This is a genomic window from Dyadobacter psychrophilus (assembly GCF_900167945.1).
Taxonomy (GTDB): Bacteria; Bacteroidota; Bacteroidia; order Cytophagales; family Spirosomataceae; genus Dyadobacter; species Dyadobacter psychrophilus.
The window spans coordinates 350,167-376,576 of sequence record NZ_FUZA01000004.1 but is presented as its reverse complement, the minus strand read 5'-3'; the positions used below and the strand labels follow the sequence as shown (position 1 = coordinate 376,576).

General features: G+C 43.8%; 24 protein-coding genes. 11 read left to right on the top strand and 13 right to left on the bottom strand.

What is annotated here, in order from left to right; all coding sequences use genetic code 11:
* Complete coding sequence (locus B5X68_RS17555) at positions 1-933, bottom strand: glycoside hydrolase family protein (protein WP_229208462.1); 933 nt, start codon at positions 931-933, stop codon at positions 1-3.
* A 24-nt stretch (positions 934-957) separates the two neighbouring features.
* Positions 958-2,250, bottom strand: a complete 1,293-nt coding sequence (locus B5X68_RS17550) for a M16 family metallopeptidase (protein WP_082216049.1) — start codon at positions 2,248-2,250, stop codon at positions 958-960.
* Between the two features lie 91 nt (positions 2,251-2,341).
* On the opposite strand from B5X68_RS17550, the gene B5X68_RS17545 reads away from it, so the two are divergent.
* Positions 2,342-3,460, top strand: coding sequence for a glycosyltransferase family 4 protein (locus tag B5X68_RS17545; RefSeq protein WP_082216048.1), 1,119 nt, complete (start codon positions 2,342-2,344; stop codon positions 3,458-3,460).
* Here the strand turns inward: B5X68_RS17545 and B5X68_RS17540 are convergent, their stop codons facing one another.
* The 5 genes from B5X68_RS17540 to B5X68_RS29485 all read right to left on the bottom strand — a co-directional run bounded on the left by B5X68_RS17540 (position 3,461) and on the right by B5X68_RS29485 (position 7,442).
* Complete coding sequence (locus B5X68_RS17540; protein WP_082216047.1) at positions 3,461-4,867, bottom strand: tetratricopeptide repeat protein; 1,407 nt, start codon at positions 4,865-4,867, stop codon at positions 3,461-3,463.
* 77 nt (positions 4,868-4,944) lie between these two features.
* Complete coding sequence (locus tag B5X68_RS17535; RefSeq protein ID WP_082216046.1) at positions 4,945-5,943, bottom strand: SDR family NAD(P)-dependent oxidoreductase; 999 nt, start codon at positions 5,941-5,943, stop codon at positions 4,945-4,947.
* Between the two features lie 127 nt (positions 5,944-6,070).
* On the bottom strand, positions 6,071-6,826 hold the full coding sequence (locus B5X68_RS17530; protein ID WP_082216045.1) for a hypothetical protein: 756 nt from the start codon (positions 6,824-6,826) through the stop codon (positions 6,071-6,073).
* 38 nt (positions 6,827-6,864) lie between these two features.
* Entirely contained in the window at positions 6,865-7,158 is a 294-nt protein-coding gene (locus B5X68_RS17525) for a hypothetical protein (RefSeq protein ID WP_082216044.1), read from the bottom strand.
* A 125-nt stretch (positions 7,159-7,283) separates the two neighbouring features.
* The gene (locus tag B5X68_RS29485; protein ID WP_141110328.1) at positions 7,284-7,442 is read right to left on the bottom strand and encodes a helix-turn-helix domain-containing protein; all 159 of its coding nucleotides are present in this window, start codon (positions 7,440-7,442) and stop codon (positions 7,284-7,286) included.
* A 128-nt stretch (positions 7,443-7,570) separates the two neighbouring features.
* On the opposite strand from B5X68_RS29485, the gene metG reads away from it, so the two are divergent.
* Positions 7,571-9,640: a methionine--tRNA ligase gene (metG, locus tag B5X68_RS17520; protein WP_082216043.1), complete on the top strand. Its 2,070-nt coding sequence runs from the start codon at positions 7,571-7,573 to the stop codon at positions 9,638-9,640.
* 63 nt (positions 9,641-9,703) lie between these two features.
* Here the strand turns inward: metG and B5X68_RS17515 are convergent, their stop codons facing one another.
* From B5X68_RS17515 to B5X68_RS17505, 3 genes are all read right to left on the bottom strand, one after another.
* Entirely contained in the window at positions 9,704-10,039 is a 336-nt protein-coding gene (locus B5X68_RS17515; protein ID WP_082216042.1) for a hypothetical protein, read from the bottom strand.
* A gap of 269 nt (positions 10,040-10,308) precedes the next feature.
* Positions 10,309-10,731 carry an Hsp20/alpha crystallin family protein gene (locus B5X68_RS17510; RefSeq protein WP_082216041.1) on the bottom strand — a complete coding sequence of 141 codons (423 nt, stop codon included), beginning with the start codon at positions 10,729-10,731 and terminating at the stop codon, positions 10,309-10,311.
* A 255-nt stretch (positions 10,732-10,986) separates the two neighbouring features.
* Entirely contained in the window at positions 10,987-11,262 is a 276-nt protein-coding gene (locus B5X68_RS17505; protein WP_082216040.1) for an Rdx family protein, read from the bottom strand.
* Between the two features lie 404 nt (positions 11,263-11,666).
* On the opposite strand from B5X68_RS17505, the gene B5X68_RS17500 reads away from it, so the two are divergent.
* The 4 genes from B5X68_RS17500 to B5X68_RS17480 all read left to right on the top strand — a co-directional run bounded on the left by B5X68_RS17500 (position 11,667) and on the right by B5X68_RS17480 (position 15,146).
* The gene (locus tag B5X68_RS17500; protein WP_082216039.1) at positions 11,667-12,080 is read left to right on the top strand and encodes a hypothetical protein; all 414 of its coding nucleotides are present in this window, start codon (positions 11,667-11,669) and stop codon (positions 12,078-12,080) included.
* Positions 12,081-12,812: 732 nt separating this feature from the next.
* Positions 12,813-13,676 (top strand): sensor histidine kinase, encoded by an 864-nt coding sequence (locus tag B5X68_RS17490; protein WP_082216037.1) that lies wholly within the window; start codon positions 12,813-12,815, stop codon positions 13,674-13,676.
* Between the two features lie 6 nt (positions 13,677-13,682).
* The gene (locus tag B5X68_RS17485; protein WP_082216036.1) at positions 13,683-14,342 is read left to right on the top strand and encodes a response regulator transcription factor; all 660 of its coding nucleotides are present in this window, start codon (positions 13,683-13,685) and stop codon (positions 14,340-14,342) included.
* A 123-nt stretch (positions 14,343-14,465) separates the two neighbouring features.
* The gene (locus B5X68_RS17480) at positions 14,466-15,146 is read left to right on the top strand and encodes a type 1 glutamine amidotransferase domain-containing protein (RefSeq protein ID WP_082216167.1); all 681 of its coding nucleotides are present in this window, start codon (positions 14,466-14,468) and stop codon (positions 15,144-15,146) included.
* Positions 15,147-15,165: 19 nt separating this feature from the next.
* Here the strand turns inward: B5X68_RS17480 and rfbC are convergent, their stop codons facing one another.
* Complete coding sequence (gene rfbC, locus B5X68_RS17475; RefSeq protein ID WP_082216035.1) at positions 15,166-15,714, bottom strand: dTDP-4-dehydrorhamnose 3,5-epimerase; 549 nt, start codon at positions 15,712-15,714, stop codon at positions 15,166-15,168.
* Positions 15,715-15,817: 103 nt separating this feature from the next.
* Between rfbC and pyrF the strand changes: the two genes are divergently transcribed.
* From pyrF to B5X68_RS17450, 5 genes are all read left to right on the top strand, one after another.
* On the top strand, positions 15,818-16,645 hold the full coding sequence (gene pyrF, locus B5X68_RS17470; protein WP_082216034.1) for an orotidine-5'-phosphate decarboxylase: 828 nt from the start codon (positions 15,818-15,820) through the stop codon (positions 16,643-16,645).
* A 51-nt stretch (positions 16,646-16,696) separates the two neighbouring features.
* Positions 16,697-17,926, top strand: coding sequence for a diaminopimelate decarboxylase (lysA, locus tag B5X68_RS17465; protein ID WP_082216033.1), 1,230 nt, complete (start codon positions 16,697-16,699; stop codon positions 17,924-17,926).
* A 120-nt stretch (positions 17,927-18,046) separates the two neighbouring features.
* Positions 18,047-20,650, top strand: a complete 2,604-nt coding sequence (gene clpB / locus B5X68_RS17460; RefSeq protein WP_082216032.1) for an ATP-dependent chaperone ClpB — start codon at positions 18,047-18,049, stop codon at positions 20,648-20,650.
* A gap of 212 nt (positions 20,651-20,862) precedes the next feature.
* Entirely contained in the window at positions 20,863-21,414 is a 552-nt protein-coding gene (locus B5X68_RS17455; RefSeq protein ID WP_082216031.1) for a type 1 glutamine amidotransferase domain-containing protein, read from the top strand.
* Between the two features lie 121 nt (positions 21,415-21,535).
* The gene (locus B5X68_RS17450) at positions 21,536-23,032 is read left to right on the top strand and encodes an ATP-binding cassette domain-containing protein (protein WP_082216030.1); all 1,497 of its coding nucleotides are present in this window, start codon (positions 21,536-21,538) and stop codon (positions 23,030-23,032) included.
* Here B5X68_RS17450 and B5X68_RS17445 read toward each other — a convergent pair whose 3' ends face one another.
* Positions 23,033-24,820, bottom strand: a complete 1,788-nt coding sequence (locus tag B5X68_RS17445; RefSeq protein ID WP_082216029.1) for a cytochrome-c peroxidase — start codon at positions 24,818-24,820, stop codon at positions 23,033-23,035. It lies immediately after the preceding gene.
* 59 nt (positions 24,821-24,879) lie between these two features.
* Entirely contained in the window at positions 24,880-26,346 is a 1,467-nt protein-coding gene (locus B5X68_RS17440; protein WP_212568014.1) for a PhoX family protein, read from the bottom strand.
* Positions 26,347-26,410 lie beyond the last annotated feature (64 nt).

Genomic DNA, 26,410 nt, shown 5'->3' with positions numbered 1-26,410 from the left:
TTACTGTTTGGCGGATTGTTTTGGAAAATATACATTAACCTCGGGATGCATGGTGTAAAGCCTGAATTTACCGCCATCGTTCACCACTATTCCGCTTGACTTATCATTGCCCAGGATAGGATTTTTTGCGTATTTTTTCCAATGCACCAAATCCGTTGAAACTGCGACATTCATCGTCCATTCCCGCCAGTCTTTGAAAGCCGATGCATGATAATAGGCGTAATAGAGGCCATTATATTTGATAATCTGGTTAAAAGCAACCGCAAACTGATCATATTTTTCAGGGCCGGTTTTGAGCACGGGCTCATCCTGAACATTGGTCCAAACCTTCAAATCAGTGGAAGTCGCCAGCCAGACAGCCGCATCATTGCGTTCGTAAAAAAGATACCAGGTTCCGTTCTCTTTCCACACAGCCGGTGTGCCATAAGCTCCCTTTCCGATCGGTTGCCCGTTTTTCAGGCGTATATCCAGTGCACCATTGTCTTTCCAATTAATCTTATCGGAAGATGTGAGCAAATGAGCGGTGTCGCCGCGACTTTCAGCAAACATATAATAAATGCTGTCCGATTTAACGACACACATATCCTCAATCCATAATGACGAGTGAATGGGCTTTTCACTTGACCGTTTCCATGCGATGCCGTCGTTTGAAGTTGCTAACCCGAGATATTTAATGGAATCGCCCGTGGCTTTGGTATATCCGGTGTACCAGAGATAATAAGTGCTGTCTTCTTTCAGAATATAGCCTCGCTCGCGGATTTTTTCATCCCAGGTCGTAGAATCACCTGTTCCTTTGAAAAGCGGATTGTCAGAATACGCTTCGAAACTAATCAGCTCATCTGGAAATTCAATGGTTTGTTCATCTGTCTGCTTGCGGTTACAAGCAAAAAACACTGTAAAAACAATGCAAAAAAGGCAGCTAAGGCGCATCATGGGTTGAGGGAAACAGTTTTTATACTAATCTTCAGGAAGAAAAGTAAGATAACTGAAATTCTCCTCTTTGAACATATCCTGCGCGATTTCCTGCAACTGTAACGCAGTGATCTGCTCGATTTCCGTGAAAATTTCGGGGAGAGAATCCACACGGCCGGTGTCCAGCAGACTTTTAGCCATCATAAGCATAAAACTCATGTTACTTTCCTCAGACATAGCAAGTTGCCCCATAAGCTGCACCTTGGTTTGATGGAGTTGCAGGACGGACAATGGCACTTCGCGGATTCTTTTTAGCTCTTTGTGGATGAGGGAAATACTTTTGGTCAGTTGTTTTTGTTCTGTTCCAAAGAAAATACCCATAAACCCTGTGTCCAGATAGGGTGTGTAATTTCCTTCAATAGAATAAACAAAGCCATATTTTTCGCGCAATGAAAGGTTAAATCGGGAATTCATTCCTGGTCCGCCAAGCAAATTAACCAGCATAAAGAAAGATAATCTCCTGTCGTCGAGTAATGGATAAGCCGGCTGGCCCATCGCACATTGCGCCTGAGAAATGGAGCGCTCTTTTTGCTGACTTACAGGCACATACGCCAACGGCGCTTGTCTGATCCTAGACGTCTTGCGATGCGGAATGTTGCCCAGATATTTCTCCGCAACACGAATGACTTTTGAAAATGGCAAACGACTTACAGACGAAACCACAATGCGCTCCGTATCAATGTTGTCATTAATGAATTTCATCAAATCCTCTTTACCAAAGGAATTAACTGTCTCGGCAATGCCTAATATGTTATTTCCCAACGCATGATCCGGGAAAATGAGCTGGTCAAAATCGTCCTGAATGGCATCCTCAGGAGAATCAATATACATTGACATTTCCTCCAAAATCACATTCCGCTCGCGTTCGATCTGCTTTTCAGGGAAAACAGAATGAAAAGTGATATCGGCCAACAGATCCATGGCTTTATCAAAATGATCGTCCAGGACCGAGGCGTGAAAACAAATTTTTTCTTTGGTGGTATAAGCATTCAGCTCCCCTCCTACATTCTCTAATCTATTGATAATGTGGTAAGAGCTGCGCTTTTCTGTCCCTTTGAATGCCATATGCTCCCAAAAATGGGCCAGCCCCTGCTGATGCGGCAATTCGTCGCGGCTTCCAATATCGAGCATAATTCCGCAATGCGCGATTTGCGTATAAGGAACCTGCTTGTGAGCAATGCGGATCCCGTTGGCAAGCGTATGTAAATGATAATCTTCTGTGACTGGTAGTGTGGTGGATTTGGGATTACCCTGTTTGCTAACGTTGTCTCTCTTCATTCCTTTTAAACACAAAATAGACACCAATAATTTTCGGTGGTATCCACAAAATTACAGACTTTTGCTCTGAAACCCTTGAAAAGCACCAGTTATGCGTATCGGATTTGATGCTAAGAGAGCTTTTGCCAATAAAACCGGACTTGGAAATTACAGCCGCTTTGTACTCGATGCACTCCTGACAAACGAAAAAGACCAAACTTGCCTCGCATATACGCCAAAAAACAATGCGAAACTTTTTACCAACTTCCCTGAAAATAACATTCGCCTTCCGCAGACTTTCCTGGACAGGAAACTGTCGGCTTACTGGCGGTATGCATCCATTACCAACCAGTTAGAAGCTGATGATGTTCATGTGTTTCATGGATTGAGCAACGAGCTTCCCCAAGGTTTGGAAAAAGCCGGGATCAAGTCGGTGGTAACCATTCATGATTTGATTTTTGAGCGGTTGCCGCATTTATTTAAACCAATTGACAGGATTATTTATAGACATAAATTCCAGTCTGCATGCCGCCGGGCAGACTCTGTTATCGCCATCAGCGAGCAAACAAAACGCGACCTGATTGAGCTTTATAATGTTAATAGTGACAAGGTCCAGGTCGTTTATCAAGATTGCAATCCGATTTTTAAACATCAAGTTGAACCCAGAGAAAAAGAGGAAGTAAGGCGTTTGTATAATATTCAGGGACCTTACATTTTGTGTGTGGGAACATTGGAAGAGCGTAAAAATCAGCACCGATTGGTAGAGGCATTTGCTGATGTTACCAACAATAATTTCCAGCTTATTCTGGTGGGGAAACCTACGAGTTACACGCCCAAAATTTTTGAATATATCAAAAAAAATAACCTTGACACTAAGGTAAAAATCCTCCGGGATGTCCCCACAGCTCATTTACCAGCGCTCTATCAGGAAGCCGAAATATTTGCCTATATCTCTATTTATGAGGGTTTTGGAATTCCAATTCTTGAAGCATTACATAGCGGGACACCTGTTCTGGCAGCAAAAGGATCTTGTCTGGAAGAGGCCGGCGGACCAGGAGGATTGTACGCGGACCCTTATCAAAAGGAAGACATCAGCCATCAGCTTAATAAACTGATCACTGATGCCGCATTAAGAAAACACCTTGTAGAAGCCGGAAAACTGCACATTCGTCAGTTTTCCGGTCAAAATATTGCTCGCCAGCTTGTGGACTTATACCAAAATCTCGGCTAGCTATTTCTCTCTGTACTGCTCGATAATCCTGAACAACGCTTTCTGTTTTTCAAGATCAGGGAAAAAGTCAAAAAGCTGCACGTGGGCATCGTAATCCAATGTCAAACCCGTTTCCAGGTTAAGCAATGCTTCGCGATATGTGCCGGCGTGGATCTGATAAACTGCCATGCGGTAATATAGATCCGCTTCTTCCGGCATTTCATCGATCGCAGCTTGTAAAAGGTCACAAGCCCGAACGTAATTTCCTTGCTCAAACAACACGTGAGACCATTTCAGCCAGATATCCGGATTAGACGGCTCGATTTCCGCCGCTTTTTCAAAAGCTTCAAATGCTGAAATGACATTCCCAACCTTGAATTCCGTTTCTGCAAGTGCTAGCCAGTAGTCAGGATTTAACTCTGTGATCTGAATGGCTTTACGTAGAAATCCAACAGCTTCATACCAGCGGCCAAGCTCGCTGAAACAAATTCCCAATCCATACCAGCCATCATCCCACTGCTTATCCAGCTTGACAGTCTGACGATAATACTTGATGGCTGTTTCAAATTCACCCAATTTCTCATAACAAGTGCCCAAGCAGCAGCAGGTTTCCGGCTGTTCGCCTTCCAGCTCAATCGCTCTCAGATATTGCTCTTTTGCATCCTCGTACTTTTCAAGGTTCATGTAGGAATTACCCAACTGGAAGAACGCCGAAGCAAAATCCTCCTTAACTAATGTGGCATATTCGTAAGCATTCACAGCATCCTCGTATCGTTCGAGTTTGCTGAATGCTATACCGAGATTATACCAGGCGTGATGCGAAAACGGGTCGCGATCAACGAGCTCATTATAATATTCCAGATGGCTTTCCAGCTGCCCGACAAGGTCCAGGCAATGTGCAAGTTCATACAGTGCACTTTCATTATTAAGGTTATTCCTAAGCGATTTTTTATAGAATTTAATCGCCTCATCGTATTTACCCCAATTCTGATAAGTCTGCCCTATTTGAAAATATATTTCATCCTGGTCTTCAACGCGTTGCAAAAGATTTTCCAAAACTTCGATGGCTTCTTCAAACTCACCGATCATATTGGAAATAGCAACTTGCATGAAAGAGATTTCAATGTCGCCGGGATGGAAAAGAGAAGCCCTTTCGAGGATTTCCTGCGCAAGCTCATGTTCACCACGGTTGGCATGAAGCTGCACCATATTCAGCAAAAGATCCAGCGAATACGGATAATCCGACAGTCCTAACTCACACGCTTTAAAAGCCTTATCCCAATCTCCTTTTTCAATGTAGTGAACCGTTACTTTTTCATAAGTATCCAAATCAAAAAAAACCGGCTCACTTGTTTTAAGCATTCTTTCAAACCTGAGCAATGTTTCTTTCATATAATCCTTTCTTTCCCCAAAATTTTTCTCCATCATACGAACTGTCAGGTTAGATTTGAGGGCTAACGCACCACTAATTAATTAAAGAAAGTTATAAAATAAATAATCGTAATTCAAATCTTGCCAAGCAAACTTTCACTCACTCTGGCAACCGTTCGCTCAATGGGCTGAAACTGAAAACCCAATGCTTTCCTGATCTTCGCATTGTCATAAGTGACCTTTCTGGCCGCAGACTTGGCCGTTTCTTTCGTAATCAAAGGTTTTGTTCCCAGCAACCACGTCCTTACTGCTTCAAACCGCCAGATAATTCCCGCCAGTCCGGCACCTACTTTAAATGATGGCCGCTTTTTATGCATGGCATCCGCAATAGTATTGAACAAATTCTGGTAAGAAATGCTCCCCGCATTCAGCAAAAATCTTTCTCCCGATATATCAGATAACAACAGTTGAAATATAACATCTGCGACGTCCCTGACGTCCACGTAATTGGCGATGCCTTCTGTATAAAATGGTTTTTCCTTGAATATGTAACCAAAAATCTGCGTACTGCTTTTACCCCAATCTCCTTCGCCCAAAATCAATGTTGGGTTGACAATTACTGCGTTAAGCCCTTCTGCAATCCCGCGCCAAACTTCCAGCTCCCCCAAATGTTTGGTTTTGGCATACTCCGAATTCTCGGGAGAATCCTCCCAGCGATGACTTTCATCCAGAACCACATCTTTTCCAGGAACGGCTTTCCGGGCATCTGGCCGACCAATTGCGGCAATGCTGCTCACATGGCAAAGCTTATCAATGCTATATTTCAGGCACACATTCACAACATTCGCAGTTCCTTCCACATTCACCTTATACATGGCTTTCCGCTCTTTTGGAATAAAGGAAACAACCGCAGCCGTATGTACGACCATGTCCATGCCTTCCAAAGCTTTTTCCAATGAGCTGATATCCAGAATGTCGCCTTCCACCCAATGTATTTTGGTCTCAACGTCTGCCAGCAGGCTTCGGTCAGAGTCAGGCCTGGCTAGTGCAAAGACTTCATGATTTTCGGAAAGAAACTTTTTCGCAGTTGCACTTCCAACCAAACCTGTCGCACCGGTAATTAGGATTTTCATATTTATTAGAACAAAATATCGAGACCAAAGTTGGTTGTAAAAATGTGAAATCTTGCATAACAACAAAAAACCCTTTCCGAATCGCGCGGATTCAGAAAGGGCAAAACACATTTACTTTGTTGAACGTCTATAAACTTCTCACATTTTGCAAATACTTTTCAAGCGTTGATATCCTGGGAGAAAGGTCATCCATTTCGTTTAGCTCGACTGCAAAATCTGCTTTTAATCCTCCCTGAACTGTCTCAGGCTTATCTTTCATCTTTTGAATCAATCCAGGCATTGCCGCTTTGGCTTGCTTATGCAAGTTCAAGCTTTGCGCAATTTGTGTTTCAAGCCCAAAGACTAGTGAATTGTATTGACTGTCGGGAACATGGCTTTTTACCTTATTGGTCCCGTCAAAAATAAGTGAAAAGCGACCACATTTCGAATCGATCAATTCTTTTGTCAAGAAGGAAATGAGCGCGTAATCATCTGACTTCATAACATCATAATCCAGCAGAATTACCTTGGCATACTTGTTTCGAAAATGCCTGATCAGTAGTGAGTCCTCATCGTGGCTTTGCAAAAAACGCTTGTATGTCTGGACAACCCCATCTTTCTGAGCGCTTGTCAATCGTGCATGCTTGGCCGGCAACGAAATCGGAGCCATTTCGTTGAGCCTTACTTTTACGTCACGTTCCGCGTCAATCAACTCTTTTGTTATCACTCCGTTCTTTGCAAGGAAATACGTGGGAAATAATTCATCGTCTTCGGTTACCGCCTTTTTAAAATTATAGCGTTTTTCCGCCTTTTTCAGATCACGTTCCTGATCGTCCGCGCATCCAAAAGCGACAAACAGAACAAAAGAAAGCATCATAAGCCTATTGTATGTGTATATTTTCATGTTTTAGGATTTTAAATAATAGATGATAAATTACCAAGTTATATATATTGACAGCCCATTGAATATTGGGCATCGGATATCGATATATAGTAAGAGCTGGTAGAAAAATACTGTCCGTTGACATAAAAAGTCTTCTGGACGAATGCAGATCCAGCAGTTGGAGAACAGCAGTCGCTTCCTCCGACACTCCAACTGAGTACGGCCCAAACAGACAAGGTGCCATCCGTTGTCGATCCCGTACCTTCACAAAACTTTTTCGCTTGAACGGCAAATGCTGTCGTGCAAATCAGGATCAAAGCGACAAGAGTCTTTTTAAAAAATTTGATTTTCATACTAATTGATTTAAGGTAAAAGTGTTGGCTGCGCAACCATCACAAACTTCACACAATTAATATGCAACCGCAATAGCATTAATTGGACAAAATTTGACAAAACTTGACGGGCCATGATACGCTCGTCAATCACGAAATTTTTCGACGACTTGCTGATATAATTTGGGAGAAATCAATCCTGGCGGAAGAACGATGCGAAGGCCTTGAAGCTTGCGGGACAATGTTCTCGGGGATATTCCCAGGTCATCAGCCAGTTGTTGGCGGGTTTTATGCTTTTCGCTCATAGTTGTGTGCGTAGATAGTGGGACAAGTTTAGAAAATTTTATTTACACTTTCTCAAAGTCCCGGTTCTGAAAGCGTTTTTGCTAATTTTACGTTTTAAAACCTTTTATAAATTACCTGAATTTCAAAGATGCCCATTCCCGATCCAAAACGATATACTGTTACCGCCGCGCTGATCTATGCCAATGGCCCTATCCATATTGGTCATTTGGCTGGATGCTACATACCGGCAGATATATACGTTCGTTACCTGCGCTCCAGAGGGAAAGAAGTTGCGTTCATCAGCGGAACCGATGAGCATGGCGTTCCGATCACCATTCGTGCCAAGAAAGAAGGGTTGACACCGCAGCAGGTCGTTGACAAATATTATGCTCAAATCGACACCGCCTTTAAAGAATTGGGTATTTCCTTTGATATATATTCCAGAACCAGTAAGGCAGTTCACCATGAAACGTCTCAGGAGATTTTCAAGGACCTGTACGATAAGAATGTGTTTGTTGAAGAGACAACTGAACAATATTTTGATGAAACGGCAGAGCAATTTCTGGCTGACCGATACATTGTAGGAACCTGCCCGGTTTGTGCCAATCCAAATGCTTACGGCGATCAGTGTGAGCGTTGCGGGTCCACATTAAGCCCATTGGAACTGAAAGATCCGCGGTCGATGCTTTCCGGCGCAAAACCCATTTTGAAGGCCACCAAAAACTGGTATCTGCCTCTGGATACCATGCAGCCTGACATTGAAAATTACATTAACAGCCATAACGAGTGGAAAACGAATGTTTTCGGGCAATGTCAGTCATGGTTGAAAGATGGCTTAAAGCCTCGCGCCATGACCCGCGACCTTGACTGGGGAATAAGCGTGCCGCTTCCCGATACAGATGGAAAAGTTTTATATGTGTGGTTTGAAGCGCCTATCGGCTACATTTCTGCGACAAAAGATTGGCTGATCCAAAAGAACGGAACGGACGAAGGATGGAAAAAGTGGTGGCAGCCAACTGCTCCCGATGAAGAAACGAAGCTGGTGCATTTTATAGGTAAAGACAACATTGTTTTCCATTGTATCATTTTCCCGGCGATGCTGATGGCGGAAGGCAATTATATTTTGCCCGACAATGTCCCTGCGAATGAGTTTATGAACCTGGAAGGCGATAAAATTTCCACTTCCAGAAACTGGGCCGTGTGGCTTCATGAATATCTTGAAGAGCTTCCCGACAAGCAGGACGTGCTCCGTTATGTACTCACTGCGAATGCGCCTGAAACAAAAGACAGCGAGTTCACCTGGAAGGATTTCCAGACCAGAAATAACAGTGAATTGGTCGGGATTTATGGAAATTTTATCAACCGCGCCATTGTTTTAACCCAAAAATTCTGCGAAAGCAAAGTGCCTGCAAGAGGAACATTACAGGAAATAGACGAGATCGCACTGAAAGATCTGGCCGAATTTCCGGCACGCATTGCGGAGTCACTGGAAACTTACCGCTTTCGGGAGGCGCTTACATTGATCATGGATTTGGCAAGATCAGGAAACAAATATCTTGCAGAAACGCAGCCCTGGCATGCCATTAAGACTGACCCAGAGAGGGTTAACACCATCTTAAACATTGCCCTGCAGATTTCAGCGACATTGTCCATTGTGTCTGAACCCGTGCTTCCGTTCACAGCTGCGAAAATCCAGGGGCAACTTGGAATGATTAATAAGACCTGGGAATACGCTGGTAATCAGGATCTTCTTTCTGCCGGACAACCGATTTTGGAAGCGAAACTGCTTTTCGAAAAGATTGAAGACCACGTGATTGAAAAACAGATTCAAAAACTGCACGACGCAAAACGAATGAATGAGCTGGAAGGAAAAACGGTCGCGGCCATCAAACCGGAGATTCAATATGATGATTTTGGAAAAATGGATATTCGCGTTGCGACAATTGTTGCGGCAGAGAATGTTCCCAAAAGCAAAAAGCTACTTAAACTGCTGGTAGACATTGGCTTGGAGCAGCGGACTGTGCTGAGCGGGATCTCGGAACATTTTTCAGCAGAGGAAGTGATTGGCAAGAAAGTATTATATCTGGCAAATTTGGCTCCGCGGAAAATGATGGGGCTGGAAAGCCACGGAATGATCCTGATGGCTGAGGACCGGGATGGAAGCCTGGCTTTTGTACAGCCCGGCAAAGAAGTCTGGAACGGCGGAACCGTAAATTAATATTATGAGCAAATACGAAAATGGCTCTTGGGAAACCAGGAGCCATTTTCGTTTAATTTAATATTATTGAAATTCCTGCTTCACCTGGTCATACAAAGAGTAAACCTTATGTACCAGCACCTCGCATTCTCTATCCGATAACTGGTCGATCGTATTGCTGACAGCGTTCGAAACAACCTTCCCTTCCTCGTTCACTTTCACGCCTTTTTGCTTGATAAGGCTGAGGATTCCTTCCCATTCATTGATGAGGTTGTCCGAAAAGTAACGCGGCTCTATGATGTTGAAATATGCGGACTGTGATTTTAACTTTTGTTTAAGTTGGCCGGACGCGTTGGAAACCCTAAGTTCTTCTACAAGTTTCGTAAGCTCAATATAAGCGAAGATATTTGATTTTTTCATAACGTTGAGATTGGAGGAGTAATATATAAAATATGGTTGCTAAGATACAGATATGGAACTCCTTTTTTTACTAAAACCCTAAATGTTTACTCTATGTTAATATAATCTATTGGAAGGGTACAATTTTAAATAAAACAAGTTCCATGTGCTTCATTAATAAGCTTCAACGTATAATAACGGGGCTTTTCGCTGCGCAATTTAATACACGACACATAAAAAAACCCGATAGTTGTAACTACCGGGTGACTTTATTTAATACAAATTGACTGTTACCAGCGCTCTATATTTACTTTTCTGTGGTAATCGCCTTGTTCATCTCCATATGGAAGAAAAAGGACAAGATGGCGCAAAGTATCGTCATATTTTGCTGTAATATTTTCCACGTCAACCCCGTCGGGAATAACGAATGTATTGATGAAACGTACTGTTCTCCACTGCTCTTCATCGGACAAATTCTCCTGAGAAAATATGGGCAACAAGTGAAATAGTTTGAGATTATTAGAATTTCTTTTTCCTTTTACTACTTCCAATTGAAGATCTTCAACCTCGATGCCTGGAACCTTCACAACAACTTCAAAACCGTCCGATCCTCTATCAAGCTTTATAGCGGGCTCACTCATTCCACCATTGATTGTGTTGATAAAATCAATATTCATCAACATCTCCTGGGGTATTTTTAGTTTGCTTTCCATAGCTATCGCGTTTAAGATTCACAAGTTTTATCTATTAACGAAAAACTACGTGCCAAAGATTATTTTTTGGTTAAAAATCGAAAATATATTGTCTCAGGATATTTGCACAATACCGCCTCACATCATTTAAAGCATTACTTTTCTCAAAAAGCACCAAATTATCCCACTTAAACCGGAAAAAGCCAAATGCCAAAATTGCAGTAACCACTCCACACAGGGCGACATAATGTCCTACTATGCTCAGATGTCGACAATTTATCTATCAGAATGGCCGAGACTGCGCTCCGGATCGATCTGGTCCCGGACTATTTTTTTGATTTCCTTCGGTTCCGGAAAGTGGCCTTCCCGCTTCCTATCCCATATAATCTGATCGCCCATACTGATAATATATCGTCCGGCAACTTCCGAAGGGATGAGCTGAACGGCATATAAATCATCAGTGAATGTGATGAGTAGTTCCTGCGCCATCCAGGCAGATCGCAGCAGCCAGCCGCATTTTGGACAGTATTCAATGTTAATAGTGGGTTTCATCTTATATAATGAGTGATAATGATTCGGAATTCCAAGATATCAAAAAAGCCGTGAAGGATATCCCTCACGGCTTTCTAAGTTAACCTAACCCTTAATCTTTTGCGAGAAATCGCTCAAAAATTTCTCCCATAACGCTTTACAAATGTCGTACTCAAGGCACTTTCATTTTAGCGCTATAACCCCTGATTTGTAAAATAGGTAACTGGCAAAGTGCCCTTGGTAATAATCCCCAATGTAGTAGGTAGAATTACGTGTTTTTACTTTTACAGCATTCAAAACCAACTGACATACAGCATTTTACTAAAAAACCGTTAACTCAATACACTAAAACTTGCTTGGTGTTGAGATGCTCGAGGGTTACATTTACATATATCAAGAAATTTTAAAAATCTTACATACCTTTTATGGATTCACGCAGATTTACAGGTAAAGAAGGAGAGCTGATCTCGGCTGAACAAGCATTAAGAATTACTGAACCTTTCCAGAAAAGAGAGCAGGAAATCACGCTTCGTGGTGAAAATTATGTGAAAGCAGAGTTTTTTGGGATACATACATTCAATGAATTAATGAGCATCCACGGCGAAACATGCGTAGGGTTCCGCGTTTACTACGGCATTACTGAGGAAGAGCAAACTGTAGCAGATCAGAAATCCGCTATCGGCAGAGGAACGAAAAGGCCAACATCCCGGCTCGTTCTCATCCCGGTGGACGCCTACGGAAACGACCTCACCACAACTGCCCGCCTGGGAGGCATGAAGGATATGCCTGCTAAAAAAGAAGCCATGAAAGGTGGACCGCTTTGCCCAAATGAATGTTAGTTTCGCGTTGATAAGATAAGTGTTAGATCATTGAATTGTTATTGAAAATGTTTGAAACACTTACAATCTACTTCGCAAAGAAACCAGTCCCTTGTTTTGCTGTAATTATAACTTTGCTACCTCTAACTTTGATTTTTGTCAGGAAAGCATATTTGGACCCTTCTTTTAAACTACTTGTATTTTATTTATTGTTGAAATTTGCAATAGATATTTTCATGGTCCACTCAGCTGCTTTACAGAAAAATAACATTATCTATTACAATTTGAGCATACCGCTATACTATTGTTTGATCAGTGGCATGTTCTACTATAAATTGAGTGGAACATATTCCAGAAAGATTGTAGTATACTCAATGTTAGTATTTTCTAGCTTTTGTATTTGGGAAATCTTCAATGCCAACTCCAATATCAGGGATCTGTATAATCATAGGGCAGTCCTTTATTCTAAAACTATCGAAGGTGTACTGATAAACTCCTGGATTTTACTTTACTTCTATGAACTGATTAAGTCTCTTAGAATTCCTAACTTATTAAATTTCCCATTTTTTTGGGTATGTTCCGGGCTACTGCTATATTATTCTAGTTTTATATTTATTGCACCAGCGTTACATTATACTGCAACTTGGAGTGGTTCTTTGGACTTGGGTGTGACGAGGATAATTCCATATATTTTCGAAATCCTTTCTGCCATAATGTTTAGCGTTGGTATTTATCATTTTTCGGCGGCCGATTATGCAAAACAGTGAAGAGTTGAAATGGGCTTTACTCATTGCCTCACTGGCAATGTTGACCATGGCATTTTGCATGATCTCATTCGTGATGTATTATCAAAAAAGACGGTTCGAGGAAGAAAAGCGGATCAGCGACATTGAAAAAAATTACAATCGCCTGTTACTCGACACCGCGTTGAATTCGGAAGAAACAGAAAGACGCCGCATTGCGCAGGATTTGCACGATGATATCGGAACAATGCTCTCTCTTACAAAGCTAAGCCTTAACCAACTTAGTAAAATGGTCGGAAATAGCGGAAATGAGAAAGAAGACCAGATTATGAAGAAATCGCAGACGCTTGTGGAAGAAACCATCCTACACGTAAGGCGCATCACGCGTGATCTGGTGCCAACAACATTGGAAAGGTTTGGCTTGATGGAGGCTATTGAAGAATTTATCCATAAATTAGAAGAAGATAACAACCTCGCCATTACTTTTCAGGCCAACACGGACGACTTTCCGCGCCAGGGCCAGAAACTTGAACTTACGCTTTACCGCATTATGCAGGAACTGGTCAATAATGCGATCAAGCATGCCAGCTGCTCGAAAATTGACATCAGGCTGGAAATCAATGACCAGATGATCGGCTTGAAAGTGACCGACAACGGCGTAGGGTTCGATCCCGAAAAAATTAAAGAAAACAATCTCGCCGGACTTGGATTACTTGGAATTGAAAGCCGGCTGGCTATTGTTAATGGAACAGTTCAATATGAAAAACCCGAAAAAGGCGGCGCAAGTGCATTTGCACAGATTCCTATGATGCCGGTTTCAGATAGCAAACCGGAACCTTTGCATCCATTCCGTCGTGAGCGCGTGAACATTTAAATCAATATGAAAACCTTAAAACTGGGAATAGCCGACGATCATGAATTGTTCCGGAAGGGATTTATTTCCATGCTGAGCGGCATTCCCGATTTCGAATTTGTACTGGAAGCGGCCAATGGCCAGGAATTACTAGATCGTTTGCCGGCTAATACACCTGATATCGTATTTATGGATCTGCAAATGCCGGTTATGGATGGCATTCAGGCCACTGAAGCCGCTTTCGAAAGATTTCCTAACATTAAAGTGATCGTGGTTTCGATGTATAATGAGGACCGTTTCGTGATCCACATGCTCGAAAAAGGTGTTCAGGGTTATCTGTTAAAGGATACAAGTCCGGACGAAGTTGAAAAAGCCATTCGCCGGGTTGATGAGGACGGTTTTTATTACAACGACTTCGTTTCCAAAGCCATGCACCGAAAAATGGTTACGAGGCAGGTTAACAAGCATCCATTCTTTCCGAACGCCTGCAACGTTGCCCTATCTTCAAGAGAAAAGGAAGTGCTTCAATTGATATGCGACGGCTTCTCAACGGCAGAAATCAGCGATAAGCTTTTCATCAGCGTAAGGACGGTTGAAGGTCACAGATTACGCGTTTTAGAAAAAACCGGCACCAAAAGCACAGCAGCAGCGGTTGCATTTGCTTATAAAAACCAACTATTGAATTAAAAACCCTTCTTCATATCGCAGTTCTTCAAAGATGACATGCATTCCAGTGCATGTCATTCTTTTTTTCAGCTGGAATCTCATTTGATTTTATTTATCTTTCAGCCAGTAACTTCGGAAGATCTTATGAAAGTCCTCATCGTTTGCACCAATCATGAAGCATTCCCTACCAAAGCCGGAAAAACAGGTTTGTGGTTGAGTGAACTGACCTATTTTTATGATGTAATGGCCAAACGCAGGGTTTTGATGGATATTGTGAGCCCTTTGGGCGGCAAAATTCCGATCGACGAACGCAGCCTGGAATTGAAAGATGAATGCAATGCAAAATACTGGGAAGACGCTTCTTTCAGGGCTAAGCTAGATAATTCCCTGTCCCCTACTCAAATTAATCCAGCCGATTACCGCCTCATTTATTTCGCTGGCGGGCATGGGGCCATGTGGGACCTGGCTGAGAACACAGTTTTACAAGACATTGTAAGAAATATCTACGAACGCAACGGAATGGTTTCCGCGGTGTGCCACGGCGTTTGCGGCCTGCTGAATGTGAAACTTTCCGATGGATCGTTTCTGATTCAAGACAAATATGTGACCGGCTTTTCCAATGTAGAAGAAGCCTTAATGAGCTTTGTAAGTGAAGTGCCGTTCTATTTAGAAGACAAATTGAAGGAACGCGGTGCACATTACACCAAATCAATGATCCCTTTTATGGAATTCATTGAAATGGATGAAAGGCTGATTACCGGACAAAATCCGAATTCAGCCAGGAAAGTTGCCTCAAAAGCACTGGAAGAACTATTTGAAAAATAAAGCCCGCATCTCTTCGGGATCAGCTCCTTTTAAGATCGCCGAAAATAGACCGGAACGTAGGCAGGATCGCGTCTTTATCCGAAACAATTGGATCCGCTATCCCCCAGTTGATCGCCAGGTCCTCATCATTCCATAAAATCCCTGACTCAGATTCCTTATTATAGATATTTGTGCATTTGTAAGAGAAAATCGAATCTTCCAATGCAACAAAACCGTGCGCAAAACCTTCGGGAACGTAAGCAATGTTGTTTTTCTCGCTGCTTAGTTCGAAAATTTCATATTTGCCGAATGTTGGCGACTCCGGGCGAATGTCCACTGCAACATCCAGCACCTTACCAGAAATAACACGAACAAGCTTGCCTTGCGCGAAAGGAGCTTTCTGAAAATGTAACCCCCTTACCACGCCTTTTTTAGAAAAGGATTGATTGTCCTGTACAAAATTGGTCGGCAAACCCAACTGCTTAAATATCTGTTCGTTATAAGATTCAAAAAACATTCCACGATCATCATGAAAAACACGTGGGGTAAGTTCAACTAATCCTGCAATGGAAGTTTCGCGAATCTGCATAAAATATTATTTCTGTTGGTTGGTAATGGGAACTCTGAATCTTGGAACAAATTTATGAATCTATTGATAGAGGTTGTAATTTCGGCGCATTATTTCCGAAATCATGACGTACGAAGCGCTGTTTGAACAAATTTCCCAGAAAAAATCCTATTTATGCATAGGCCTTGACACAGACATCAGGAAAATCCCTGCGCATCTGAGTAAAACGGCTGATCCTGTTTTCGAGTTTAATAAGCAGATCATTGACGCCACTGCGGACTTTTGCGTTTCCTATAAGCCCAATATTGCATTCTACGAAGCATCCGGTTCAAAAGGCTGGGAAAGTTTGCAAAAAACCATTGAATACATTCCCAAAAGTCACTTTACAATTGCAGACGCAAAACGGGGCGACATTGGAAACACTTCCGGCCTTTACGCCAGAACATTCTTTGACCCTTCGGCTTCCGGCCTTGAATTTGACGCGGTTACCGTTGCTCCCTACATGGGAAGCGACTCCGTGATCCCATTTCTCGAATTTGAAAACAAATGGGTGATCCTGCTCGCATTGACCTCCAATCCCGGCAGTGGCGACTTTCAACGGCTGCAAGCTGATGGCACGCATATATATGAACATGTTCTTAAAATTTCGCAAAACTGGGCCGGCGCCGATCGTATGATGTACGTCGTAGGCGCTACGCAAGCCGCTGAATTTGAAAAAATCAGGACCATAATTCCGGATCATTTTTTGCTCGTTCCGGGTGTGGGCGCGCAGGGTGGAAATCTCGAAGAGTTGTCCAGGTTTGGCATGAATGCACACTGCGGACTTCTTGTGAACGCGTCCCGCAGCATTATTTACGCCGGAAGCGGTGTTGATTTTGCACAAAAAGCGAAACACGAGGCGCAGCTTCTTCAACAGGAAATGGCCGTTTATCTCGACAAATACTGTAAGTAAGCCCTTTCAAAAACACATAAATCTTCTTTCGTCAATCCATTACATTGCTCCATGCAACTTTCCGATCAAAATACATATTCGATTCAAAACATTGATCCTCATCATTTCACAGAAAAATTCGGCAGCCCGCTTTATGTTTACGACGGTGCAACGATCCGGCGTAAAGTTCAGGAATTGCAACACGCTTTTCCAGGCATTAACATGAAGATTAAGTATGCTTGTAAAGCGAATACAAATCTGTCGATTTTGCGGTTAATGCGTGAAATTGGTGTGGAGCTGGATGTTGTGTCGCCGGGAGAGCTGGAAATGGGTTTAATAGCCGGATACTCAGCCAGTCAGATCACATTTACACCAAGCGGAGTTCCTTTTGAAGAAGTTCGGGAGGCAGTGGACGCGGGCGCGATTGTAAATGTGGACAGCATTCCGTTACTCGAATGGTTTGGACAAACTTATGGAAACACCAAGCCGTGCCTGATCAGAATAAAACCCAATGTTGCAGCGGGCGGCAATGCCAAAATCATGACGGCTCATGCTGATTCCAAGTTTGGAATTTCAGTTTTACTGTTGGATCAAATCCTCGAAGTTGTCAAAAAATACGATATCAAGATCATCGGTTTGCACCAGCATACGGGATCAGACATTAAGGATGCCGAGCCATTCCTGAAAGTCGCGGATATCCTTTTCGAAACAGCCAAACATTTCCCTGATCTTGAAATAGTGGATTTGGGAGGCGGCTTCAAGGTCTCCTATTTGCCAGGAGATCAAATCACGGACATGGATTTGTTGGGAAGAAAAATTTCTGAGCGTTTCAAAAAGTTTTGCAGTGAATACGGGAGGGAATTACAGCTTTGGTTTGAGCCAGGCAAATTTCTTGTTAGCGAATCGGGCTATTTATTGGTGAATGCAACCGTTGTAAAGGAAGATCCAGCCCGGAATTTTGTTCACGTTAATTCGGGATTAAATCACCTGATCCGGCCCATGATGTATGGCTCATATCATCACATTTTAAATGTTTCCAATCCCGCCGGTGAGCCAAAAACCTATAATGTTGTCGGTTATATCTGCGAAACGGACACATTCGCGACCGATCGCACATTGCCGGAAGTGAAGGCTGGGGACCTGCTTGCCTTTTTAAATGCAGGTGCTTATGGATTTACGATGAGCTCCAATTATAATGCAAGGCAAAGGCCCGCAGAGATATTGGTGGATCAGGCAGAGGCAAAACTCATCAGAAGACGTGAAACCCTGGAAGACCTGCTGAAAACGCAGACGGACCTCTGAATATAATGGACATTTTGTCCTGAAAATTTATTTTTCCAACCTTTTAATGCCAAAATTTCAGACTTTCTGATCAGGCATGTGATTTTTCATGAGATGATGTAGAACAAAGCAATCATCTCCATGAACTTCAACCAATATACAATTAAGGCGCAGGAGATTATACAACATGCTGCGCAAATGGCCCAGGGAAACCAGCAACAGGCCATTGAAACGGGTCATGTCCTGAAATCAATTCTTGAAGAAGACCCTAACACTTCGCTATTCTTACTTAACAAGCTCAATATCAGCCCGGACATTTTGAACAATCGTCTGGAAAAGATATTGGAGGGATATCCGCGCGTAAGCGGTGGCCAGCCCTATCTGGGCAATGATATGGCTGCTGCGAGTGCCAAAGCGCAACATTATACCAAAGAATTTAACGACGAATTTATAAGCATTGAACTACTTGTTCTTGGCATCCTGGCTGGAAAAGATTCCACAGCAACGCTGATGAAAGAAGTTGGCTTCAAGGAAAATGACCTGATTAATGCAATCAAAGAACTTAGAGGTAAAAATAATCCCGTGAAAGATCAAAATGCAGAAGCTAAGTATCGCTCACTGGAACGATACAGCAAAAATTTAAATGAATTGGCGAAAGCCGGTAAAATTGACCCTGTCATCGGCAGGGACGAGGAAATTCGCCGCGTCTTACAGATTTTGAGCAGGCGAACAAAAAATAACCCGATATTATTAGGTGAACCCGGTGTGGGTAAAACCGCTATTGTAGAAGGACTGGCACAACGCATTGTACAAGGCGACGTTCCCGAAAACCTCAAATCGAAGATCATTGTATCCCTGGATATGGGGCTTTTGATCGCGGGTGCCAAATATAAGGGTGAGTTTGAGGAACGGCTGAAAGCGGTTATCAAAGAAGTGACCGATTCAGAAGGCGAAATTGTCCTTTTCATTGATGAGATACATACTTTAATTGGCGCAGGCGGTGGTGGAGAAAGCGCAATGGATGCTGCTAACCTGCTCAAACCTGCACTTGCACGCGGTGAATTGCATGCAATCGGTGCCACAACATTAAAGGAATATCAGAAATATATGGAGAAAGACAAGGCTTTGGAACGTCGTTTCCAGGCTGTAATGGTCGATGAACCAGATATTCCCGACGCGATCAGCATTTTGAGGGGTATTAAGGAAAAATATGAGTTGCACCATGGCGTGCGGATACAGGATGACGCGGTCATTGCCGCTGTTGAACTGTCAAACCGTTACATTAGCGACCGTTTCTTGCCCGATAAGGCCATTGACTTAATGGACGAAGCGGCTTCAAAACTGCGCCTGGAAATGGACAGCGTTCCGGAGGAACTCGACGAGTTGAATCGCCGCATTATGCAGCTTGAAATTGAGCGCGAGGCGATCAGACGTGAGAATAATAAAGACAAGGAAACCGTGCTCAACAAAGAGATAGCGGATCTCAGTGACGAAAGGAATACGCTGAAAGCACAGTGGGAGAATGAAAAAGGCAAGGTAAACGAGGTTCGCACATTAAAAGAGCAAAGCGAACAATTACGCCTCGAAGCCGAACAGGCAGAGCGCGCAGGTGAATTTGGCAAAGTGGCCGAGATCCGTTATGGACGCATTCCTGAGGTGCAGAATAAACTAAATGAATTGCAGCAATCAGAAGATTCGGCGAGCCTGATGCAAGAGGAAATTACCCCGGAAGATATTGCAGAAGTGGTTGCCAAATGGACTGGCATTCCGGTCAGCAAAATGCTGCAGAGCGACAGGGAAAAACTGTTACAGCTTGAAGATCATTTGCATAACCGCGTTGCGGGACAAGACGAAGCTATTGAATTGGTTGCCGATGCCGTAAGGCGCAGCCGGGCTGGTTTACAAGATGCAAAACGCCCGATCGGCAGTTTCCTTTTCCTGGGACCAACCGGTGTGGGAAAAACCGAACTGGCCAAGACACTTGCGGAATATCTGTTTAACGACGAAAATGCGATCGTACGGATCGACATGAGTGAATATCAGGAACGCCACTCCGTAAGCAGGCTCGTAGGAGCGCCTCCGGGATATGTCGGTTATGATGAAGGCGGACAGTTAACCGAAGCCGTTCGTCGCAAACCTTACAGCGTGATCTTGCTGGATGAAATTGAGAAAGGCCATCCGGATGTCTGGAACATTCTTTTGCAAGTGCTGGACGAAGGTCGTTTAACTGATAATAAAGGCCGTGTTGCAAACTTTAAGAACACCATTATCATCATGACTTCCAACATTGGAAGCCACATTATTCAGGAGAAGTTTGCAGAAGACGAAGGCTGGAACCATACGCTGGTCGTAGAAGAAGCCAAACAAGCGGTTCTGGACTTGCTGAAAGCTTCGGTAAGACCTGAATTTTTAAACCGGATCGACGAGATCGTGCTTTTTGAACCGCTTACGTTGAAAAACATTCGCAAGATCGTTGACATTCAGTTTAAAGGAATTCAGAAAATGCTGCAAGAACAAGGCATCACACTCGACGCTACAGACGAAGCGCTGGCGAAACTGGGCGAGGATGGATTTGATCCCGCATTTGGCGCACGTCCTTTGAAACGTGTTATGCAGCGCAAGATCTTGAATGAGTTGTCCAAAGGCATATTAAGCGGACAAGTTGCCAGGGATTCGGTGATCATGATGGAGCTGAACTCAAAGGGTGACCTGATCTTCGAGAACGTCGGTAATGTAGAGATCTAATCACAGAATAATTATATTTGAACGAGCGGCAGCAATGCCGCTCGTTTTGTTTTAGGGCTGGGATCGCAATTTTTTAAATCCACACCACACCTGTTGCGCGATCTCAACATGGAAATATATAAATGCTGGCTAATGAAGGATTAACATTTTGGCATAATTTTTGTTCAATTTATTATCTGAATAATCTAACCCTTTAATTTTATATAAATCCCGTGGAACAGTCATTAAATTCATTCAAAGTAGCCATTCTGGTTGCCGATGGATTTGAGCAGGTCGAAATGACCTGTCCCAGAAAAGTCCTAAATCAGAAAGGTGCAACAACTCATCTCATTTCCCCTAATAAAAATGTTGTTAGAGGTTGGAGCCATCTGGACTGGGGTGAGAGACATAACGTGGACGTTCCGCTTACATTGGCACGGGCAGATTACTATGACGCATTATTGTTGCCTGGCGGTGTGCTAGGCCTGGATGCGCTCAGGATGAACTTCCGTGCGGTGGAATTCGTAAAATCGTTTTTTTCGTCCGGAAAACCTGTCGCTGCCATTTGTCACGGCCCGCAGATCCTGATCGATGCAGATGTTGTTCTGGGCCGCGTAATGACGTCCTATGCCTCAATCCGGCACGATCTTGAGAATGCAGGAGCAAGATGGATAGACCAGGAAGTGGTAACTGATAACGGCCTGATAACCAGCCGCACAACAGACGACCTATCTGCATTCACAACCGCAATGGTCAAGGAGTTCAATATGGAATTTCATCATTAATTAACCTTGAAGTTGCAGATTGAGCATTAAATTCAAATGCTTAATCTGCAAACTAAGTTTCGATAATCTACCCCAATAAGCGCCGACCCACTATCTTTGCCTGCTCATTGATTGGCATTTCATGACACTTATTTCTCTCGTGGGCGTTGCTGCCCGCAAATACGACACCACTGTTTTATCTGATATTAACTGGAACGTCGAGCCCGGCGCACATTGGGCAATTATTGGCCCTAATGGTTCTGGAAAGACAGTCCTCCTCGATGTGATTGCCGGGAAGTGGCCGGTTTCAAAAGGTGCGATCAGCTATAATTTGAAGGCGCCATTGCGGCAGGCCATCGAGTTCGTTTCCAATGACTATTCTTTTAACCGCATTGTAAGTGCCGGCGCGGAATATTACCAGCAGCGTTTTCATGCATACGAAAGCGAGCGCGCACCTTCCGTGCGAGCTATTTTGACGGATCAATTAAAACCTGTGGGGACGGTGAATGACAACTCCGTAACGCTTAGCCCTGCAACGGTGAGTAAGGAAGATTTAGATAAGGTCTCTGCGCTTTTATCCATCACACATCTGCTTGATCATCCATTTGTTACGCTGTCCAACGGAGAAACGAGGCGGATGCTTTTGGCAAAATCCCTATTGAAAAAACCTGAGATACTGATTCTTGATAATGCATTCAGCGGATTGGATGTTCATTCGAGGGAAGTGCTGCGCAATGCGCTGAGCGAGCTGGCTCAATCCGGTGTAACCATCGTTATGGCGACAACGGCCACAGAAATTCCGCCTTGCATTACGAATGTCCTTGAATTGAATAATGGCCGCGTTTCAGGAAGCTTTGATGTGGCAGATTACAGAGCAGAATTCGCAGTTCACGCATTTAACCCTAAACCCGATCCTGCGAAACTGGCCCATTTCGGACAGCCGCAACACATTGATTTTGAGTATGCCATTGATTTGCGAAATATCAATGTTCGTTATCATGAGCAGCCTATATTAGATAATGTCAGCTGGAAAATTGCCAAAGGCGAAAAATGGGCGCTTTCAGGTCCTAATGGTTCTGGAAAATCAACATTGCTGAGCATTATTACGGCCGACAATCCACAACGTTTTGCCAACGATTACGATTTATTTGATAAAAAGAGAGGCGGGATTGGTGCTTCTATTTGGGATATTAAACAAAAAATTGGGCACGTTTCTCCTGAATTACATCTTTACTTTCCGAGAAATACTACTGTTTTCAAAACAATCGCATCTGGTTTTTTCGATGCGACCGGCGTATTTTTCAAGAAGTTAACAGCGCCGCAAACGGAGCGAGTGCATGAAGTAGCAGCCTTATTGCATGTGGATCATTTGATTGACAAGAACTTTTCAGAACTCTCCAAAGGACAGCAGCGCATGGTTTTGCTGGCGAGGGCATTGGTAAAAAATCCACCCTTACTGATCCTCGACGAACCTTGCCAGGGCCTTGACACGGATTCGATTGAGTATTTCAAAGCAGTGGTCGATGCCATTTGCGACACGCCTGAGCGCACATTGATCTACGTTTCACATTACCCTCACGAAATTCCAAGCTGTGTTACCAAAACGTTGCGACTTGATCAGGGAAAAGTCATTGCGTGATCATTCGGGTGCATCCGTTAATGCTTCCATAAAAGAAATCACATTAGCGATCTCGTTTTCTGTCAGGTTTAGTTTGTCTGCTGCGAGCGTCTGATTCGGCACATTCAGCCCAAGTCCGGCTCCGCCGCCTTCATTGTAAAATTCCATCACTTCCTGCAAAGTAGCGAAGGCGCCATTGTGCATGTACGGAGCGGTTTTTGCGATATTTCGCACCGAGCTGGTTTTAAATGCATTTTTCCATTGCGGAAACTGATCATGCACGCCTCTTCCGGGATCAATATCCAACACGGGATTTTTCCAATTCGCATTAACTGTCACACCCAAAACCTCAGATTCTGTGCGCTGAAAATCAGGCGGAACGGTGCCATTGAATAGCGGCACAAAATGACAAGTGCCGCATTTGGCTTTGCCCATAAAAACATTAAAACCTGCAATTTGCTGGTCGGTTAGCGCCTTTTTATCGCCGCGCATGAATTTATCAAAAGGCGAATTGAACGGATTTAAAGACCTTACGAAAGCCGCCATTGCATTTTGAATGTATACGGGCTTAATAACAGTCAATTCAGGATATGCTTTTCTGAAATCACGCTTATAGTTTTCATCTGTCGCCACTAATTTAGCGACCTCATCCATAGAACCGTGCATTTCAAGCTTATTATGGATCACGTCCGCAGCCTGGTCTTCCAGTGAAGGTGCACGCAAATCGTAAAACAACGCCTGCTGCAACGAAGCATACATAATCGAAGGCGCATTGCGGCTAACAAACTTATTATCAAAACCTTTGCTCGTTTTTAAACCGTCCGCGTAAGCCTTATCCGGCTGATGGCAGGAGCCGCAATTTGTTTTCCCGTCACCCGAAATGCGGCTATCGTAGAACAATGCCTTCCCTAACGCAATGCGATCCGCCGTGGCGCTAAATTTTACGTCCGCAAGTAACGCCTCGGGATTAAAAGCATTCGTATCAAAAATTGTAGCCGCATTGCCATTCAGTAATTTGCGATCATTCATGAAAGGAATGGCCGCCAACTGCTGGTTCTTGTGCAAAGAGCGGCAAAGCGGATTGATATAGTCCACAATGAAAGCGGCGCGGTCAAAAGCATTAAAACTGTTGTTTTGTTTCAAAAAGGAACTGGCTCTGGTCGCAAGGCTGTCCAGCGTCACATACTCTGGCAAGGCCGGCTTATAAAATTGCGCATAATGCCGAAAAGATTGCATAACCACCTCGCTTTCCGCCAGAGCATTGCCCGAAGCAGGCGTATCAAAACCGGATATGCCAAGGCTGATCAGGCGAAACATTTCAAGTCGCAACGCATTCATCACATGCGAATCCGTGATGCGGATGTCTGCCCATAATGTCTTGATCCGCTTTACATTCACTTGCATTTTACGTGAATGCCGCACGAGTTCTTCCTGATCAACGGGCTCATCCGAATAAATTAACTCCTCGATCACCTGCAAGCCCCCCGGTTCAAAAACAGCATTCTCCTCGTCCTCAATCTCATCCAGCGGAGCGCCATTGATCATCCGGACGGTTGTCGGGAAAAAGTATTCTGCAAATGCCTCCACTTTCTTATACTGCAACCGAAGCTTTAAGAATTCCTTCTGCAATGTTTCAGCGCCGGGCTTGGACCGGACGGTTTTCAAGAATCCGTCATTCAGCAAAATCAGCGAATCCAGATCCGAGACAAATTTTTCATTCACCATTTCATGCGGCTGCTTTTCGGGCGCACAGGAATTAAGAATAGAAATGAGAATGCCCGCGAAAACCGCGAAGACAATATTTTTCATGGCTAAAAAATGATAGAAGGCCCTCCGAAAAAGGCCTTCTATAAGCTTGCTGAGATGTGTTATTGCTGAATTCCGCGAACGATCACTGTTTGTCCGCCTTCTTTATTTGTAGAAATGCCGCTGCCGTCAGCGCCTTTGTATTTTTCGTCCTGCCACGTGTGCGGGTGCAGGTTGATCATGAAGGTTTCCGGAATGCCGACAACGTCCGAAATATCGATCATTGCGCCGTATTCCCAGGTGCTCAATGAGTTGTTTGCCACAGAGTTGTATTTCGCATTGAACATTGGGTCTTCCCTGCGGTGGTGCATTTGAAGCATTGCCTTGCTCTGCTTGGTAGCCAGGTTATACTGCCATATCGTACCGTCGTGATCATTGTTTTTGTAGAATGAATCACCGTCTTCCTGCACATACACGAAGTTTTTGGTTACACAGATATTGTCAGGGTTCACGATGAAGCTGCCTGGCTTATCCTCTCCATCCATAATAATCTGCAACTTGCCCTTCAATGGGTTGGTTTCATCAAATTTCAGGTTGTAAACACGGCCCCACATGTTTTTCCCAGCCACAGGAGTAATTTTATCAGCCTGGCTCACACCTGTTGCTGTAAAATAAATGTCCCTTCCTACGCCATTTCCACCTTTACGGTAGTCGATGTCTTCAACACGCGCGAATTGGATCATTTTTTTGTCAACCGTCTGCATTTGCAATTCCGCGCCAGTGCTTGTTTTTACATTATCAAAAGGAACAAATTCAACGTCGTAAGTCTGGCCTTTTACCATATCCGTTTCCACACTTTCCTGGTTTGTGCGGCGCAGTGCATATAATTTACCATTGTTCAAATCTCCAACCACATCCGAAACGTACGCCACAAGCTGACCGTTCGTGTCATCTTCTCCAATAATGATTACCGTTTTTCCTGGAAACGCATCCTTAGGAAGCGGCACTGCATTCTCCGCGTTCCACTTTCCGAAAGCGCTTACAGTTCTTGTCTGGTTCTTCTTGTCTGCCGGTGCAAAAGGGTCGATGGCATGCGTCATCGACTCAGAATTACTTTCACCTGCTGTCAGGAATAACGGCCCGAAACCATGTTCCTGCGGCGTTGCCAATGTTGCCGAACACAATCTCCATTGTCCCCCTTCCGCGTCCACAATGTATTCGCCTTTAACAGGTTTCAATTCTTTGTCAAGAAAAACGCGGGACACCGAGAAGTGGATTTCGTGGTTGTTGATCATCACAAAACCTTCCCCATTTGGATTTTTCACAAATGCGCCGCCATCAGGCTGGGCGCCATAAATGAAACCGGGAGACTCAGGCAAAACGTCATCAGAGCTGATCAATGTTGTGATTTTCAGATCTTCAAAGCCAGGAAGCGAACGTAATAAGGAAGGGTTAACCGACCGGTTAACGAGTTTTGAAGAATCTACGGGCGGATCATTGTGATCCTTAATGCAGCCAGAAAAAGTCATTGCGCCGCAAACCAACGCGGTAAGGGCATTTTTGGGGATAGAGCTAAAATTCATCGCCATGGTGAGATAGTTTTTTAACAAAACTAGGCGAACCGCAGCTCTATGATTTTAACGGAAGGTTAAG